The 14,479-nt window shown below is 69.4% G+C and carries 14 protein-coding genes and 4 pseudogenes; 12 read left to right on the top strand and 6 right to left on the bottom strand.

Going from position 1 to position 14,479, the window contains the following annotated elements; genetic code table 11:
* Positions 1–64: 64 nt before the first annotated feature.
* The 3 genes and pseudogenes from NRF20_RS42490 to NRF20_RS42480 all read right to left on the bottom strand — a co-directional run.
* Positions 65–406: a GNAT family N-acetyltransferase gene (locus tag NRF20_RS42490; RefSeq protein WP_398633508.1), complete on the bottom strand. Its 342-nt coding sequence runs from the start codon at positions 404–406 to the stop codon at positions 65–67.
* 189 nt (positions 407–595) lie between these two features.
* Positions 596–1,015, bottom strand: a pseudogene (locus tag NRF20_RS42485) (aminotransferase class I/II-fold pyridoxal phosphate-dependent enzyme); the annotation flags it as partial.
* A 50-nt stretch (positions 1,016–1,065) separates the two neighbouring features.
* A pseudogene (locus NRF20_RS42480) lies at positions 1,066–1,509 on the bottom strand (alpha-hydroxy-acid oxidizing protein); the annotation flags it as partial.
* Between NRF20_RS42480 and NRF20_RS42475 the strand changes: the two are divergent.
* Both NRF20_RS42475 and NRF20_RS42470 read left to right on the top strand, forming a co-directional pair.
* Entirely contained in the window at positions 1,396–1,632 is a 237-nt protein-coding gene (locus NRF20_RS42475) for a hypothetical protein (RefSeq protein WP_398633466.1), read from the top strand. The pseudogene NRF20_RS42480 and the gene NRF20_RS42475 overlap by 114 nt on opposite strands.
* Before the next feature lie 23 nt (positions 1,633–1,655).
* Positions 1,656–2,192: a DUF6262 family protein gene (locus NRF20_RS42470; RefSeq protein ID WP_398633465.1), complete on the top strand. Its 537-nt coding sequence runs from the start codon at positions 1,656–1,658 to the stop codon at positions 2,190–2,192.
* Here NRF20_RS42470 and NRF20_RS42465 read toward each other — a convergent pair.
* Positions 2,189–3,229 (bottom strand): hypothetical protein, encoded by a 1,041-nt coding sequence (locus tag NRF20_RS42465; RefSeq protein WP_398633464.1) that lies wholly within the window; start codon positions 3,227–3,229, stop codon positions 2,189–2,191. The genes NRF20_RS42470 and NRF20_RS42465 overlap by 4 nt on opposite strands.
* A gap of 206 nt (positions 3,230–3,435) precedes the next feature.
* On the opposite strand from NRF20_RS42465, the gene NRF20_RS42460 reads away from it, so the two are divergent.
* Together NRF20_RS42460 and NRF20_RS42455 are read left to right on the top strand one after the other, a co-directional pair.
* On the top strand, positions 3,436–4,413 hold the full coding sequence (locus NRF20_RS42460) for an NUDIX domain-containing protein (RefSeq protein WP_398633463.1): 978 nt from the start codon (positions 3,436–3,438) through the stop codon (positions 4,411–4,413).
* Positions 4,410–4,712, top strand: a complete 303-nt coding sequence (locus NRF20_RS42455; protein ID WP_398633462.1) for a sulfurtransferase TusA family protein — start codon at positions 4,410–4,412, stop codon at positions 4,710–4,712. The genes NRF20_RS42460 and NRF20_RS42455 overlap by 4 nt, the downstream gene beginning before the upstream one ends.
* A 29-nt stretch (positions 4,713–4,741) precedes the next feature.
* Here the strand turns inward: NRF20_RS42455 and NRF20_RS42450 are convergent.
* Positions 4,742–4,906: pseudogene (locus tag NRF20_RS42450) on the bottom strand (DsbA family protein); the annotation flags it as partial.
* Between NRF20_RS42450 and NRF20_RS42445 the strand changes: the two are divergent.
* From NRF20_RS42445 to NRF20_RS42435, 3 genes are all read left to right on the top strand, one after another.
* Entirely contained in the window at positions 4,848–5,822 is a 975-nt protein-coding gene (locus tag NRF20_RS42445) for a hypothetical protein (RefSeq protein WP_413754283.1), read from the top strand. The pseudogene NRF20_RS42450 and the gene NRF20_RS42445 overlap by 59 nt on opposite strands.
* Before the next feature lie 546 nt (positions 5,823–6,368).
* Complete coding sequence (locus tag NRF20_RS42440) at positions 6,369–7,505, top strand: pyridoxal phosphate-dependent aminotransferase (protein WP_413754282.1); 1,137 nt, start codon at positions 6,369–6,371, stop codon at positions 7,503–7,505.
* The gene (locus tag NRF20_RS42435) at positions 7,502–8,419 is read left to right on the top strand and encodes an AEC family transporter (protein ID WP_398633459.1); all 918 of its coding nucleotides are present in this window, start codon (positions 7,502–7,504) and stop codon (positions 8,417–8,419) included. Before NRF20_RS42440 ends, NRF20_RS42435 begins: the two co-directional genes overlap by 4 nt.
* Positions 8,420–8,458: 39 nt before the next feature.
* On the opposite strand, the gene NRF20_RS42430 is transcribed toward NRF20_RS42435, so the two are convergent.
* Positions 8,459–8,962, bottom strand: a complete 504-nt coding sequence (locus NRF20_RS42430; RefSeq protein ID WP_398633458.1) for a CGNR zinc finger domain-containing protein — start codon at positions 8,960–8,962, stop codon at positions 8,459–8,461.
* Positions 8,963–8,968: 6 nt separating this feature from the next.
* Between NRF20_RS42430 and NRF20_RS42425 the strand changes: the two genes are divergently transcribed.
* From NRF20_RS42425 to NRF20_RS42405, 5 genes and pseudogenes are all read left to right on the top strand, one after another.
* Positions 8,969–9,340, top strand: coding sequence for a hypothetical protein (locus tag NRF20_RS42425; protein ID WP_398633457.1), 372 nt, complete (start codon positions 8,969–8,971; stop codon positions 9,338–9,340).
* Between the two features lie 100 nt (positions 9,341–9,440).
* Positions 9,441–10,718 carry a methyltransferase, FxLD system gene (fxlM, locus tag NRF20_RS42420; RefSeq protein WP_398633456.1) on the top strand — a complete coding sequence of 426 codons (1,278 nt, stop codon included), beginning with the start codon at positions 9,441–9,443 and terminating at the stop codon, positions 10,716–10,718.
* 63 nt (positions 10,719–10,781) lie between these two features.
* Positions 10,782–11,047 (top strand): annotated as a pseudogene (locus tag NRF20_RS42415) (hypothetical protein); the annotation flags it as partial.
* Between the two features lie 597 nt (positions 11,048–11,644).
* Complete coding sequence (locus tag NRF20_RS42410; protein ID WP_398633455.1) at positions 11,645–12,001, top strand: DUF5132 domain-containing protein; 357 nt, start codon at positions 11,645–11,647, stop codon at positions 11,999–12,001.
* Between the two features lie 224 nt (positions 12,002–12,225).
* A complete protein-coding gene (locus NRF20_RS42405) occupies positions 12,226–14,469 on the top strand; it encodes an ATP-binding cassette domain-containing protein (RefSeq protein WP_413754281.1) in 2,244 nt (747 codons plus the stop codon).
* Positions 14,470–14,479: the final 10 nt, after the last annotated feature.

Genomic DNA, 14,479 nt, shown 5'->3' with positions numbered 1-14,479 from the left:
CGGTCCCGCTCCGCCGCCGGTCCGAACGTTCCGACGGCGGCGGAGATGGTGGCGGCACCGGTGGTCAGTGAGACCGCACGGTTTCCAGCCACTGCAGGACCTCGGGGGTCACGGGGTCGGTGATGACCGCGAACTCGTCATGCTTCTTGAGGAACTTCGCCACGTAGGGGCAGACCGGCACGATGCGCTTCCCCGAGGTGCGTACGTCGCTCAACGCCTGCTGTACGAGTATCGAGGCCAGGCCCTGTCCGGCGAAGGCATCGTCGATTTCGGTGTGGTAGAAAACGCGCTGGTCGTCGCGGTCCCGGTACGCGGTGAGGCCTGCGGTTTTGCCGTCGACCAGGATTTCGTAACGGTGTTTGGAGTCCACTCGCTGGACAGTCGGAGCGGCGGCGGGCTGCGTCATCGTATGCCTTTCAGTGGCGCGTCGGGTTTTTGCGTGGTGCGATGGTGACGTCGGGAAGGGCGGGCGCGGGAAGACGGTCGCCGTCGTAACCCTCGACCTTGCCGAAGCGGTCGGATGCGTTCTGCCACGCTTCGCGCGGGCCTTGCCGATGCGCTCGGCCAGGTCTGCCAGGTCGATGCCGTCCGGGCCCTCCGCGACCGGGTGGACCGGCAGGTCCAGCAGCCGGGCAGCACCGGTGACCCCGATGTAGGCCGGGTTCACGGCGAGCAGCACGTCCCGTTCGTCCCGGCGCAGCAGGCGCAGCGTGAGGAAGAGCGCCTCCTGGCAGCCCGTGGTGACCAGGATCGACTCCGGGTCCACGTGGACGCCCTCGTCGGACGCGAGTTGACGGGCGATCAGCTCGTGGATGATGCCCTTCGTGCGGCCGTACTGGAGCAGGGTGCGACGCACCTGCTCCTCGCTGCGGCCGGATTCCGTACGCAGGTGATCGCAGAAGACCTGCAGGGCCCGGTGGATGTCCTCGACGTCGTAGAAGCCCTCGTTCGGGGTGTCCGCGGCCAGCGAGAGGGCCTCCGGGTGGCGACCGGCCACCTCGTTGAGGAAGTTCATCGAGGACAGGAGCGGGTCGCCGACGGCCGGGTGCAGTGCGTCCAGGGTGATCACCGCAGCTCACCGCCCGGAGCACGCACCGTGCGCAGGCGTGCGACGGAGGCCAGGTCGGGGCAGCCCGCGAGGGCGAGGGCGTTCTCCAGCTCCTCGCGGAGCAGGGTGAGGACCTTGGCGACGCCCGCCTCTCCCCCGGCTGCCAGTCCCCAGAGCACGGGGCGGCCGAGCAGCACGCCGGAGGCGCCGAGGGCCAGGGCCTTGAGGACGTCGGGGCCCGTGCGGACGCCGCTGTCGAGGAGGATCCCGCAGCGTCCGGCGACGGCGTCGACGACCGCGGGCAGGGCGTCGAGGGCGGGCAGCGCCCCGTCGAGCTGGCGGCCGCCGTGGTTGGAGACCACGATGCCATCGGCCCCGCAAGCGGCCGCCCGGTCGGCGTCCGCCGGGTCGAGGATGCCCTTGAGAACGAGCGGCAGCCGGGTGTGCTCGCGCAGCCAGGCCTCCCCGCCGACCAGAAGACCGAGATCGAAGAAGCCGCACAGATCCTACGCAAAGCCCGCGCCGCCGACGGCCACACCTTGCTCCCGCTCACCGTCATCAACCGCGACCAGGGGGCCTCATGACCAGTCCACGAACCCCCGGCCAGGTGCTGCGAGAAGCCCGCCGCAAAGACAGCCACAACAAACGCGCTCGGGTCCTGCACACCCTCGATGCCCTCCTCACCCGCGGCGAGGCGGTCACCTTCACCGCGGTCGCCAAGGCAGCGGGCGTCTCGACCTGGCTCGTCTACGCCCCCGGCGTCCGCGAGCACATCGAAGCCGCCCGCCCCCAGCAAGCCCGCACCGCGACCAGCGGCGCAGGATCACGGTCAGCGAGCGGCGCCATGAACACACGCACCGACCTGGAAGTTCTACGCGCCGACAACCAACGACTCCGTGGCCAAGTCAGCGACCTCAAGGAAGCACTGCAGCGCCAGCTCGGCCGACAACTCGACCAGCTACAAGCCACCGACCTCACGCAACGGATCGGTGAGCTGACAACCCAAAACCAGGAACTGAACAGCCGGCTCACCCGGCTCCAACATAAAAAGCAAGATCTCGAACGGAGACTCGCCGAAACCAACGACGATCTCCTCGCCGCCCGGGCAAGCCTCCGGCGCATGATCCGAACCGAAAACACCTAGCGGTACGCGTCGCGATACCTGCGCAGTCGGGGTGAACGTACGGCGGGCAGCCCGAACAGGGTGTACTCGAAGGCGCGGTGGTGGGGTGTCAGCGGGTACCAGGGGCGCGGCGGCAGAGGGTAGTCGTCGCGCAGGACGCCCGCCGGGAGCACCCCGGTCGCAGGCATCGGTGAGGTCTCGCCCGGGTGGGCGAGGTACGCCCAGACCCCGCTGTCCAGCGGCACCACAGCCCCCTCGTCGCCAGGCTGGCGCCAAGGCGCGCCCGTGAAGGGGTGGCGGGGCACGAGGAGGACGTCGGGACGGAGTCGGGGTGTGCGGATCCCCGGCCCGGCCAGCCCCACGGACCGGGCACCGGGCCCGCCCGGGAGGTACCGACCGACGGCGTGGCCGAGCAGCTCAGCGACGGGGCCGACGGGGAGGGTCACCGGACGGCCTTCGGTGGCCGCCACGAGGTGGGCCAGCGCGACCCCGACCGCCGCCTCCCAGCGGCGGCTCCACGACCCGTCGGGTTCGACGGGTGGGACGCGGTGCTCGGCGCGCTCCAGGTCGTCCCAGTCGGGAGGTGGACCGGCGGGGAGCCCCGAAGGGCGGCGTACGACCGCGTCGGGCTCCAGCCACACCGTCTGCCACACTCCGCAGTCGTCCATGCGGGTCGCGACGCCCCGCCCGCACCCCTCGCACGCAAGATTGGGGCCGGCCCGGCCGTCCACACCCTTGCAGTACCCCTCGCACTTCTCGGGGATCAGGGCCATGGACCGGGAGTCGCCGGGGGCGATGACGATCCTGTTCCGCGCGCCGAAGGAGACGGAGTACACCGGCGCGTACACGCCCTGCCGGGCAGCCCCGTCCTCTCCGACCTCCTCCCACAACCGCCAGGGCGGTCCGGTGGGCCGGGGATCGACGGCGTACGTCCCGGGCTCCATCAGAGGAGGATGGAGTTCCTCCCACCCCCCGTGGTGGGTATGGACAGGGAGGACGACCCGAGACACCGGCGCCGTCAGCTCCGTGCCACACACGGCACATGCGAACACGTCCAAACAAGCTCCCCCTCGCCCCGGTTCCCCGCGGATTCTGCCTCGCCCGCGGCGGAGGATCCACTGGATTTCGAAACGGCTCCAGGGTGCTTCTTTCGGGACACCTCACCGCCATCGTCATCTAGTCAGCGAGGTGCTCCGAAAGAGAAACGGCCAGAAGCTACCTCACACGCAGACCAAGAACGTGCCTTACGTGCCTGGAGGCAACCATGCCGTCCAACTCAGATCGACCAGGTGGCCACGTCGAGGATGACCGGACTCTTCTGGCTGCGGCCCTGCGGGAAGTGTGCGAGGAAACCGGGCTCCGCCCCGCGGACCTGTGCCTGACGCCACAAGGGCAACCGCCGCTGCTCGCGTTGCAGGACGAGGAGGTCTCCGGCGCCCAGTGGTTGCCGTTCGCCGACGTGAGGTCCCCGACGCTGCGCGCCAAGCTCCTGAGCGCTGAGGCCCATGGCCTCGACGGGCAGCCGGAGCCCGTCAACACGTCCGCCCTGATCCACGACGGCCTCGGTCGCTACCTGCTTCATCTGAGGGATCAGCGCAAGGGCATCTGGGAGCCAGGGGTGTTCGCCCTCATGGGCGGCGGCCGCGAGACGGGCGACCCCTGCCTGGAGGCGACCTTGCGGCGGGAGCTCGCCGAGGAAGCCCCCGGCCTGAAAGTCCCGCACCTGACGCCGTACGCCGTACGCCGTACGCCGTGGAGGAGGCTACGAGCGTGGACGGGCTCGCCGTTCCGATCCAGGTCTACGCGGGCCGCTGGAACGGTGATCCCGACACAGTGGACCTGCAAGAAGGCGTGCTGCTCAGCCTGCCCACTCGTCGTGGTCCTCGGCCACGACGCCTGCGGTGCGGTCGCGGCGACCCGCGCCGCCGTGGCGGACGGTACGACGTCCCGCGGGTACCTTCGGGACGTGATCGAGCGAGTGACCCCCAGTGTGCTGGCCGCCCGGGCCGCCGGCGTGCGCGACGACGACGGTTTCATCGCCGCCCACGTGCGCCACACCGTCGACTTCCTCATGGAACGCTCCCGGGAACTGGCTGACCAGGTCACCGCCGGACGCACCGCAGTCGTCGGCCTGACCTATCGCCTTGCCGACGGCAGCGCCCGGCCGGTCACCTCCCGCGGCCTGGACCTGCCCCCGGACCCGTCCCTCCGTCCCGGCACCCCTACCGCGAGCAGCCGATGAACCATCCATCCCCACCCGCTGAAGCCGACCTGACCGTCGACGGCACGGGCCTGCTCTGCGTCACTCTCCTCCTCCGACTCCGCCAGGAGATCGACAGCGCACCGCCCGGCACCGTCGTCCACGTCATCGCCACCGACCCCGCAGCCCCCCTCGACCTGCCCGCCTGGTGCCACATGACCGGCCACACCTACCTCGGTACCGTCCCCGGCGAGCGCCCGGTGTACGCGATCCAGCTCACCGCCGACGCGCTCCCCACCCGCCCCGACGCGCCCTGGCATCGATCCAGCCCAGATCGGTGAAGCGGAAGCAGTCCGCGGTCAGGCCGCGGTCAGGCCGAGGCAGCCGCGCGCTCACGGGCGGCCCGGACAGCGGCGGACAGGCTCGTGATGTCGTAGGCGCCGTGATGTCGGCGGCCGTTGACGAAGAACGTCGGCGTGCCAGCGACGCTGCTGAGGTCCGCGGACTCGACGTCCTCGGTGACCCGGGCGGCACCGGTGTCTGCCGAGGTCCTGGCGCGCCTTCCGCAGCATCAGATGAAGATCATCCGTCACTTCGCTGAGTGGAACATCATCCGCGCCGCACGACGCCGGTCGACCCGTGGCCGATACACCGTCGGCGCCGCCACCGGCGATCGCAAGGACATCCGTGCCGCGATCGACTTCCTGAACTGGCTAGATGAGAACCAGCTCGACCTGGCCGCGGCCGGCCAGGAGGACCTGGATCTCTGGCTCACCACTCACCCCACACTCCAGAGGTCGATCGGAGCCTTCATCCGATGGACCGGTGCCCGGCGACTCACCAACAAGATGGGCATCACGGCAGAGAGAACCGGCCTTCCATCCCGGTTCATCACCGAGACCGCACTGAACGAACAACTGAAACGCTGCCTGAATGACGACGAACTCCCGCTCGACGTCCGAATCGCGGGCGGGCCGATCGGGCTCTATGCCCTGCTCGTTGTTCGCCTGGTCGAACTGACCACTGACCGGTTCGAACGCACTAGGGACGACGCCTACCTCACCATCGAACGGAACCCCGTCCTCCTGCCGCCGCCCAAGCTGGCACTGCTCATCGAGGAACAGGTCGCACGACCGACGGTCTGCTCCATGGTCCGGCCGCCACAGGACGGTCGCCCCACCTACTTGCTGCCGGGCTCGCCCGCCCACCGTCCGATCACTGCGCAGAGGATCGTGAACAAGCTGCGGGGACACGGCCTACAAGTCATCAGCGCGCGCAACACCACCGCCATGCTCGAAGCCGTGGCCGACCTTCCTCCCATCGTGATCAGTGACCTCTTCGGCGTCAGCGCTACCAGCGCGCACAGGTGGGCTCGGTTCGCCCAGGACAGCTGGGCGGACTACCTCACTGCCTGCACGGACGACGATGCGGGTCCGTCGGAGGAATCTTGACGGACCAACGAAAGGTGCCTTACCGAGCAAAACTCGAACGCCTGCTTGAAACGGCCCTGTCGGCAGTGCCGACAGGGCCGCGAGAAGGACGTGCCCGTGGAGCGGAGGCTGCCACCCGAGGTGAATGGGCTCGACCAGCCGGCCTCGCTGGTCGGTGCGCGAGGAAGAGCAGGCCGTGAACCTGGTCTTTCCGCTGCACTGCGCTGGTTCTCCTTCCTTGTGCGGCGGCCTGAGCACCAAGTTGCACTTGGCCCTTGAGCAGCGGCAGCGGCCCATGTCGGTCGCGATCAAGGCAGGCCCGTGCGATGACGCTCCGCAGCGCCATGCGGCCCGATCAACGAGTGGCTGTGACCAGCACTTTCGCAATGCTCCTGAGGCTGCCATGTAATGGTTGTAGTGCCCCGCACAGTTACATCAGTCTGTCTGCATGCCTGCCTCGATACTCGGTGCCCCGGGACATCTGCCCCTGCGGCACAAGCTGACCACCGGCCGTACGCAGCTGTCGTTCCCCTTCGGGAGGGATGAGCGGTGACCGGATGCCCAGGGATGCCTTCTGGATCGCCCATCCTGGAGATGGCCCGCCGCGCGGCCGAGCAGCGCGCGCAGGGCCGCCACATCGTCGACCTCACGCTCGGTGAGCCCGACTTCGCCCCGCCGGATCATGTGATCGCCGCAGCCCGGGAAGCGGCCGGCCGCGTGCTCGGCTACAACCCCGCCAACGGCCTGCCCGAACTGCGCCGGGCCGTGCTGCACGCGCACGAACGAGATCGCGGACTGGAGTACACGGACGCCGAGGTGGCGGTGGGGTGCGGTGCCAAGCAGGTCATCTTCAACGCGTTCTTCGCCACCCTATGGCCGGGGGACGAGGTGATCGTCCCGGCACCGTACTGGGCGAGCTACCCCGACATGGTCCGCCCGTGCGGCGGCCTGCCGGTGGTCGTCGACTGCCCGGCCGAGTCGGGCTTCAGGCTCACTGCGCATGCGCTGCAGGCGGCCATCACCGCACGGACGCGCTGGGTCGTGCTGAACGCTCCTGGCAATCCCTCCGGTGCCACCTACAGCCATGAGGAACTGGCGGTCCTCGCCGAGGTATTGAGGCCGCATCCCGCGGTCACGATCCTGTCCGACGAGATCTACGCCCACATCCGCTACGGCGATCAGGAGTACGTCAGCCTTGCGCAGATCGCGCCGGATCTGCGGGAGCGGATCCTGCTCGTCGACGGCGTCTCCAAGGCGTACGCGATGACCGGCTGGCGGGTCGGCTGGGGACTGGGCCCGTCCGACCTCGTGCGCCGTATCACCGCCGTGCAGACGCAGAACTGCACGCAGACGGCGGCCGTGAGTCAGCTGGCGGCCGTCGCCGCGCTGGAGGGGACCCAGGAGGTGTTGGCGCAGCGGCGGGCGGTCTACCGCCGCCGACGCGATGCCGCGCTGGCGATCCTGCGGCAGAGCCGGCACCTGGACACGGTGGCGCCCGACGGCGCGTTCTACCTCTTCCCGCGCCTTGCGACCGGTGACGATCTCGCGGTGGCGGACGCGCTCCTGGAGGCGGGATGCGCAACGGTGCCGGGCAGCGCCTTCGGCGCACCGGGCCATCTGCGGCTCTCCTTCGCCACCGGTATCACCACGCTGGAAGCCGGCTGCCGCACCGTCGTCGACGTCCTGAACAAGGCGGCCTCGTGATCGCGCTGACGCTCAAGGCCCTGATGCCGGTCGTCCTGCTGATCGGCCTCGGTTTCTCCCTCAAGCGGACGATGATCCAGGAGGAGAGTTTCTGGTCCGGGGCTGAACGCCTCGGCTACCGGGTGCTGTTGCCGGCGTTGTTCCTGCACGGCCTGGCGACGGCCGACACCCACGACCTTCCGGTGGCAACCCTGACCGGGGTCCTGGTCGCCTCCACCGTGGCGGTCGCCGCGCTGGTCGTCGCCCTGCGGCCCCTGATGCGGCTGCCCGGTGACGGCTTCACCTCGGTCTTCCAGGGCAGCATCCGATTCAACAACTACATCGGCGTGACCATCGCCTCCGGCCTGTACGGCACCCAGGGCGTGGCCATCGCCGCCGTCTGCAACGCCGCGATCGTGCCTACGGTCAACGTGCTGTGCGTCCTCATCTTCGCCCGGTTCGGCGGCGCCCGCCTAAGCCTGACGGGGATCGCCCGCCAATTGGTGACCAATCCGCTCATCCTCGCCTGCGCCGCAGGCGGCCTCCTCCAGGCCCTCGACCTGGGTCTGCCACCGGGCATCGAGCCGGCCCTCCAGTCACTGGGAGCCGCATCGATGCCGCTGGGACTGCTGTGCATCGGCGCCGCGCTGCACTTCGGCCAGGCACGCGCATGGACGGGCCCGATCCTCACGTCCTCGACCGTGAAGTTCGCCCTCATGCCGGCCGTGACCTTCCTGGTGGCCCAGTGGGTCGGCCTCGGGGCGTCGGCACTGCTCGTCGCCGTGCTCTTCCAGGCCCTGCCCACCGCATCGTCCTCGTACATCATGGCCAGACAACTCGGCGGAGACGCACCGATGATGGCCGGCATCACCGCAACGCAGACCCTACTGGGCATCGCGGCCGTCCCGCTCGTCGCCGCCCTGGTCGCCACCTGACAGCCCGGAGCCCTCGGGCACCCACGGCCGGAACTGCTGTCAGCGCTGCTTCACACGGTGGCGGCGGACCGCATCAGTGTTGGCACAGCGAGCACTGCAGTAGGCGCGGCGACCATTGCGGCTGGTGTCGGCGAAAGCCTGCCGACACGAATCCAACGCACACACCCCCAGCCGCCCGCCCTCGGCCTCCATGGTGAAAATGGCCAGCCCTCCCGCGGTCACGGCCCGCACACGGCTCTGCACATCCTTGCCGTCCGACGCGAAGTGCAAATGCGGCCGCAACCCGTCGTGCGTCGTCAGATAGACCCTTCCGGCACCGTCGGCGAGCAGCGCGTTGATCGTCTCGCACCGTTCGCCCTGCGAGGCGGCCTCGAAAACGGATCGCAACCGCCGCGACCACACCCTCATCTCCTCACCGGCCGACCCGGTGACGCGCGCACGACGAATCGCATGACGCTCAAGCAGCTGCTCCAGAGCCTCGGCCCGCCACGAGCCACCCGCCTCAAGATTCACCAGCGACACGGCCAAGCGGACACCGACCATGTTGTCATGCTCAAACTTCACTCACCCATTGCAGCACACACCCGTTATGTATCGGGCGTGATCGCTTGCCATTTCGCAGCCAGCACTTCGACACACGCCCCAAAGGCCGCCCATCCATATGTCAGGGTCAGCTCCGCAGGAGAGACCTGCTACACGCCGGGCGTACTTCCCCTCTCCGTCTTCTCCAGGCGCTCGAGCACCTCGCTCGTGATCGCGATGGCCTCCTTCTCGTCTCCAGCGGGCCAAGGCGCCGTTCGCCTTCTCGACATGCTCGATGAAGGCCTGGTCCAGGCCTTCACGGGTGGCTCCGACCGTGGCAATGTGGTCATCGATCTTCTGGAGGTTGATCTCGGCAAGACTCGGCATCTGCACTCCTAACGGGTCGACACTAGGAGTGATGGCCATTGCACTCTTTGCATCCACCTTGTCGCTTTCACCACTCGGGCCCATGGCTCTGTGGCAGTCGCAAGGTGGAATAGTGCAGGGTTCGAATACTGGCGCTTCCCCAGTCGGGAAGATCATTGCGCCCAGCACCCAGGCACTCACCGCGGTGTGGCCCGGGGTGCTGCCGGGCCTGCCGCCCGTCCACTCCTACGCGCGCTCCGCCGTCGGCCCGCAGGTGCCCGGGGAGCCGGCCGAGGCCGCGCGGCTGCGCGCGCGGATGGCGGACATCGTGATCGGCAAGGGCTGGGCGCCCTCCGCGCGGGTCCAGGCCGCGCTGCGCCACGTTCCCCGGCACCGGTTCGTCCCCGAGGCTCCGCTGGAGACGGCCTACCACGACGACCTCGCCGTGGTGACGGTCCGCAAGTCGCCCCAGACCGCGCTCAGCTCCGTCTCCGCGGCGTGGCTGCAGGCCGACATGATCGAGCAACTCCGGCTGGAGCCGGGGATGACCGTGCTGGAAGTCGGATCGGGCGGGTACAACGGCGAGCTCCTGGCGCACGTCCTGGGACCGCGCGGGCGCGTGGTGACCGTGGACGTCGACCCGTACGTGGTGCACCGCACGCAGCGACTGTGTGCGGAAGCCGGCAGCGGCCGGGTCACTGCCGTCCTCGGCGACGGTGGTCTCGGCGCGCCCGGCCACGTCCCCGCCCGGGGGTTCGAGGGGGTGATGATCACCCACAATGCGTCGGACATCGCCCCGGCCTGGCGGGAGCAACTCGCCGAGGGAGCACGGTTGGTGGTGCCGCTGGAAATGGGCGGCTTCACCCGCTCCCTCACCCTGGTCCGGCGTGGCGACGTGCTGCACTGCAAGCACTGGACGTACTGCGGGTTCGTGCGGGACCGCGGCGCCGCCGCCCGTACCGCCCCCGCCGTCCCTCTGGCCGACTGCGAGGTCACCGTGCGGTGGGAAGACGGTGAGCCTGGCGATACCTCCGGGCTGGAGGAGGCGCTGCGCGGGCCGCGGCACGAACTCACCACAGGCCTCGTCGTCCGCGGCATCTTCAATTTCGAGACCCTGCAGGTCTACGCAGCGACCACGCTGCCGGGGTTCTGCCGCCTGGCCGCCCCGGCAGGTTCCACGCTGGTGGAGCAGCAGGACGCGGCCGCGATGCTGTCGGACGGCTCCCTCGCCTACCTGACCTATCGCAAGGTCAAGGACGCCCCGGATCCGGCCGACCGCCTGACCGAGTTCTTCATCCACGCCTACGGCCCGGCCGCGGACGAGCTGGCGGAGCGCTTCGCCGACTGCGTGCGCACCTGGGACCAGAAGGTGCGCGAGAGCGGCTACCCGCCGATGACTTCTCGGGTGTAGGTCATCAGTTGTGCGGTGAACTCGCTGCCGTTGCCAACTGAGCCATCGGTCCCCCGCACGCCGCACCACAAGCTCCTCGACAAAGGCATGCTCGCGTGGGAGAGGGTCGCCGCATCCTGGTCTCACAGCGCTTCGTCGACCACAGCCCGGCCGCCCGCGAGCACGTCATAGTTCTCGCGGGCCGTCCACTCGTCAGCCCACAGCCAGGTGCGCGCCCTGCCGCTGCCGCTCACCGCGACTGGCACACCCGCCAAGTCTTCCCCGGCGAGCCACACCCTGCTCGTCCGTCTGACCGCTACAGCCTCGAAGCGACGCCGCGTTCGACCTGAAAGACCGGCACGGTCGCTCCTTCCCGCGGCGCGCAGCTGGCTCCAGCCCCGACCCGAACGGCGCGGCAGCCACTGGACCGGACGCCGGACGCCCCACCCAGCAGCGGCAGCGCCGCCGCCCCGGGCGGGCGTTTTGCTGCCGCGCGGGCTACCTGGAGATCGGCCGACCGCGGGTCTGGGTGGAGGTCGGCCAGCGCGCCGAATTCGACGTGCGGACCTTCCACGAAGCCGTGCCGGGAGGTGGCGGGCCGCTGTTTTCCCGCCGTGCGGCGGTAGGTGGCACGCGAACTCGACAATTCTCAGCATGTAGGAAAATAAGCCCAGCGGATCGTTCGCATACCGCAATCAATGTTGCTCGGGGAGATCAATAGCACTCACATGGGTGAAACCAGCCGGGACTATTTGGCACCGGTGGACATGGATCGACTACGGTGATGGAAGAGCGGATATAGTACCCATCGACGAGGAATTCAACCCATTGGGGAGATCTCGAATTCTGGAATTGAGTGCTTCCATCCGCCCAACCGTGTGCTGCTTCGGAGTTCGCAGTGCCCCGGGGGTCCCTATCTCACCTATGCGTAACGAGGATGGAGCATCATGCCGCCCGTAGTACCGCCCTTCCTGATCGGTCTCATCGCCGCGCCACTGGCCAAGCGTCTCCTCAAGCCGCTGATGCGCGGCGTCGTCAAGACGTCTGTCAGTCTCGCCTATGAGGTGAAGAAGGCGACCCACGAGGCCGGAGAGAACATCCATGACCTTGCGGCCGAGGTGGCCGCCGAGATGGTGGCGGCGCAGATCGCCGCCGGTGACGTCGAAGCCCGTCCGGGTGACGGCCGGCAGGCCGCCGAGAGCAGCGCCCCGAAGGCCGAGCAGGATGAGGCCGCCGCCCGGGCCGAGGGCGATGCGAGGGCTCCGAAGATCCGCGCGACTGCCGGCGGCAGCAAGGCGCGCTAAAGGTTTGTCCAGCGGCGTGGGCCGCCACGCGGGCTCGGAGAAATGCACCCGAGTGCCGGTCGGCCGCGGATCTGCCGGCCACTTCGTTTCTCTCGGAATTTCCACTCTGTCGCATTGATTCGTCGTGCTCTACACGGTCTTTTTTTGCGACCTCCATAAACAGGTGATCGTAGATGCCCTATCTGCTGGCTACCGCAGCCGGATATCGCTCCGTGGATTTGGACGTGCGTCCGCGTTCGGTCATTCCGGGCCGCCAGCGCTGGGACGTCAAGCTGGTTGTCGGACGGCCTCAGGCGGCCGAAGTCCTCGCCGCACTCCTGCGACGCCTTCCCGGCATTACCGAGGCGCAGGCCAGCCCGATCACCGGCGGGGTCCTCGTCCGGCACGACGCGCGGGTGAGAGCCGCGGACGTCGGCGGACTCGTCCGCAAAGCCGTCACCGCGATGGTGGAGGGCTCGGCCGGAGCGGGGCGTGCGGCCCCGGCACGGCCCGCCGCCGAGCCGGCCCGGCGCGCGGACCGCGGCGTCGTGCGCTCCGTGCTTGCCGTCGGGGGTGGGGTGGCGGCCGGCATCGCCCTGATCCGCGGATCGGCACCGAGCAAGCAACTAGTGGCGCTGGGCGGAGTGGCGGTGGCGACCGGGGCCGTTGTCCGCAAAGCCTGGCGCAGAACCGTAGACGCGCCCCAGGACCTGCCCGGAGCCGGCGCCGAACAACACCCCCTGCTGGAGATCGTCGGACCGCACCGCCGGCGTCTCTATCGCGCCTCCGCGTTGTCGGTCGCCTGCCAGGTCTCGGAGATGGCGCTCGGCACCTTCCTCGGCTGGACCGCGCTGGTCCTCATCAAGGGCGAGGCCGCGCCGCTCGTCCGCTTCGGTCTGACGACCGCGTCCGCTCAACTCTGGGGTCTGGCAGGACTGGTGGCGGCGGCCTGTGCCGCCGTGGCGGGTCTCTCGTACTCTTCGAACGTCCAGTGGCGCCGGCTCGGCCAGGACATCGAGCACGACTGGCGCAACCGGACGTACGCCCACGTGCAGCACCTCGAACTGCGGCACCTGGAGGGCGAGCGGACCACCCGGATCGCCGGCGCGCTCACCGACGACGTCCGCCAGCTGGGCACCTTCTTCGCCACCTCGGCCAACGACCTGCTGCAACTGGGCACCAGCCTGGCCCTCCTGGTGCCGCTGTTCCTGCTGCTGGCGCCGCAGATCGCGTGGATCGCGTTCCTGCCCATCCCGGTCATCGCCTGGCTGTCGTTCCACTACCAGGACAAGGTCGCGGCCGACTACGCCGTCTCCGGCGAGCACCGCGCCAGGCTGCACAGCCAGCTGGTGAACACGCTGGAGGCCGGCGCCACCGTCAAGAGCTTCTGCACCGAGGACTACGAGGCCGAGCGCATCGACCGGCTGAGCGGGGAGGCTCAGGAGAGCAACCAGCAGACCGACCGGAGCACGATCCGCCACGCTGAGATCGTCCGGGTCTGCACGACCAGCTCGATGGCCGGAACCCTGCTGATCGGCGGCCGGTCGGTGCTCAACGGCAGTCTGCCGTTCGAGGTGTTCAGCCCGCTGATCGGGTTGCCTCAGATGGCGCTGCTGCGGATGACCCGGCTCGGCGGCATCGTCGACCAGTACCAGCGCACGATCACCGCCTACGACCGCGTCCAGCGGCTGCACGCCCTGCCCGTCGAGACCGACGGCACCGGCGGACCGCTCGACGTCGAGAAGGTGCACGGGGAGATCGTCCTCAACAACGTGACCTTCGCCTACCCCGGTCGGCCGCCGGCGCTGGAGGACCTCTCGCTGACCGTCCCCGCCGGGCAGGTCACCGCCCTCGTCGGCGCCACCGGCTCCGGCAAGACGACGATCGCCAAGCTGCTGATGCGATTCCATGACACGCAGTTCGGCAGCGTGCTGCTCGACGGGCGGGACGTGCGCGACGTGCCGCGGCACGATCTGCGTCACGCGATCGGGTTCGTCGCCCAGGACCCCTTCCTCTTCGACGGCACCATCGCCGACAACATCCGCTACGGCAGCTTCGGCGCCTCGGACGAGGCCGTGGTCGAAGCCGCCATGATGGCCGAGGCACACGCCTTCGTCGCGGCCTTGCCGGACGGCTACGACACGGTGATCGGCGAACGCGGCGCCGCCCTCTCGGGCGGCCAGCGGCAGCGGATCGCGCTCGCGCGCGCGATCCTCAAGGACGCGCCGGTCGTGATCCTCGACGAAGCCACCTCCGCCGTGGACAACGAGACCGAGGCCGCCATCCAGCGCACGCTCCGCGTCTTCGCGGTCGACCGGACCATGGTGATCATCGCCCACCGGCTCTCCACGGTCCGCCACGCCGACCGGATCTACGTCATGGACGGGGGTGGAGTCGTGGCCGAGCAGGGCACGCACGACGAACTCCTCACCCGGGACGGACTCTACGCATCCCTCTGGCAACTCCAGGCCGGCGAACTCGCTGCCTGACCGCTGCTGC

The organism is Streptomyces sp. R-74717 (genome assembly GCF_047305335.1).
GTDB lineage: Bacteria > Actinomycetota > Actinomycetes > Streptomycetales > Streptomycetaceae > Streptomyces > Streptomyces atratus.
Note: the sequence above shows the minus strand (reverse complement) of the source record. Positions and strands in the feature narration are given on the sequence as shown.

Excerpts from the sequence above, each read along its gene's own strand:
- NRF20_RS42490 (WP_398633508.1), bottom strand. The coding sequence starts at position 406 with ATGACGCAGCCCGCCGCCGCTCCGACTGTCCAGCGAGTGGACTCCAAA.
- NRF20_RS42460 (WP_398633463.1), top strand. The coding sequence starts at position 3,436 with ATGCCGTCCAACTCAGATCGACCAGGTGGCCACGTCGAGGATGACCGG.
- NRF20_RS42455 (WP_398633462.1), top strand. The coding sequence starts at position 4,410 with ATGAACCATCCATCCCCACCCGCTGAAGCCGACCTGACCGTCGACGGC.
- NRF20_RS42440 (WP_413754282.1), top strand. The coding sequence starts at position 6,369 with ATGCCTTCTGGATCGCCCATCCTGGAGATGGCCCGCCGCGCGGCCGAG.
- NRF20_RS42430 (WP_398633458.1), bottom strand. The coding sequence starts at position 8,962 with ATGGTCGGTGTCCGCTTGGCCGTGTCGCTGGTGAATCTTGAGGCGGGT.
- NRF20_RS42425 (WP_398633457.1), top strand. The coding sequence starts at position 8,969 with ATGCTCAAACTTCACTCACCCATTGCAGCACACACCCGTTATGTATCG.
- NRF20_RS42410 (WP_398633455.1), top strand. The coding sequence starts at position 11,645 with ATGCCGCCCGTAGTACCGCCCTTCCTGATCGGTCTCATCGCCGCGCCA.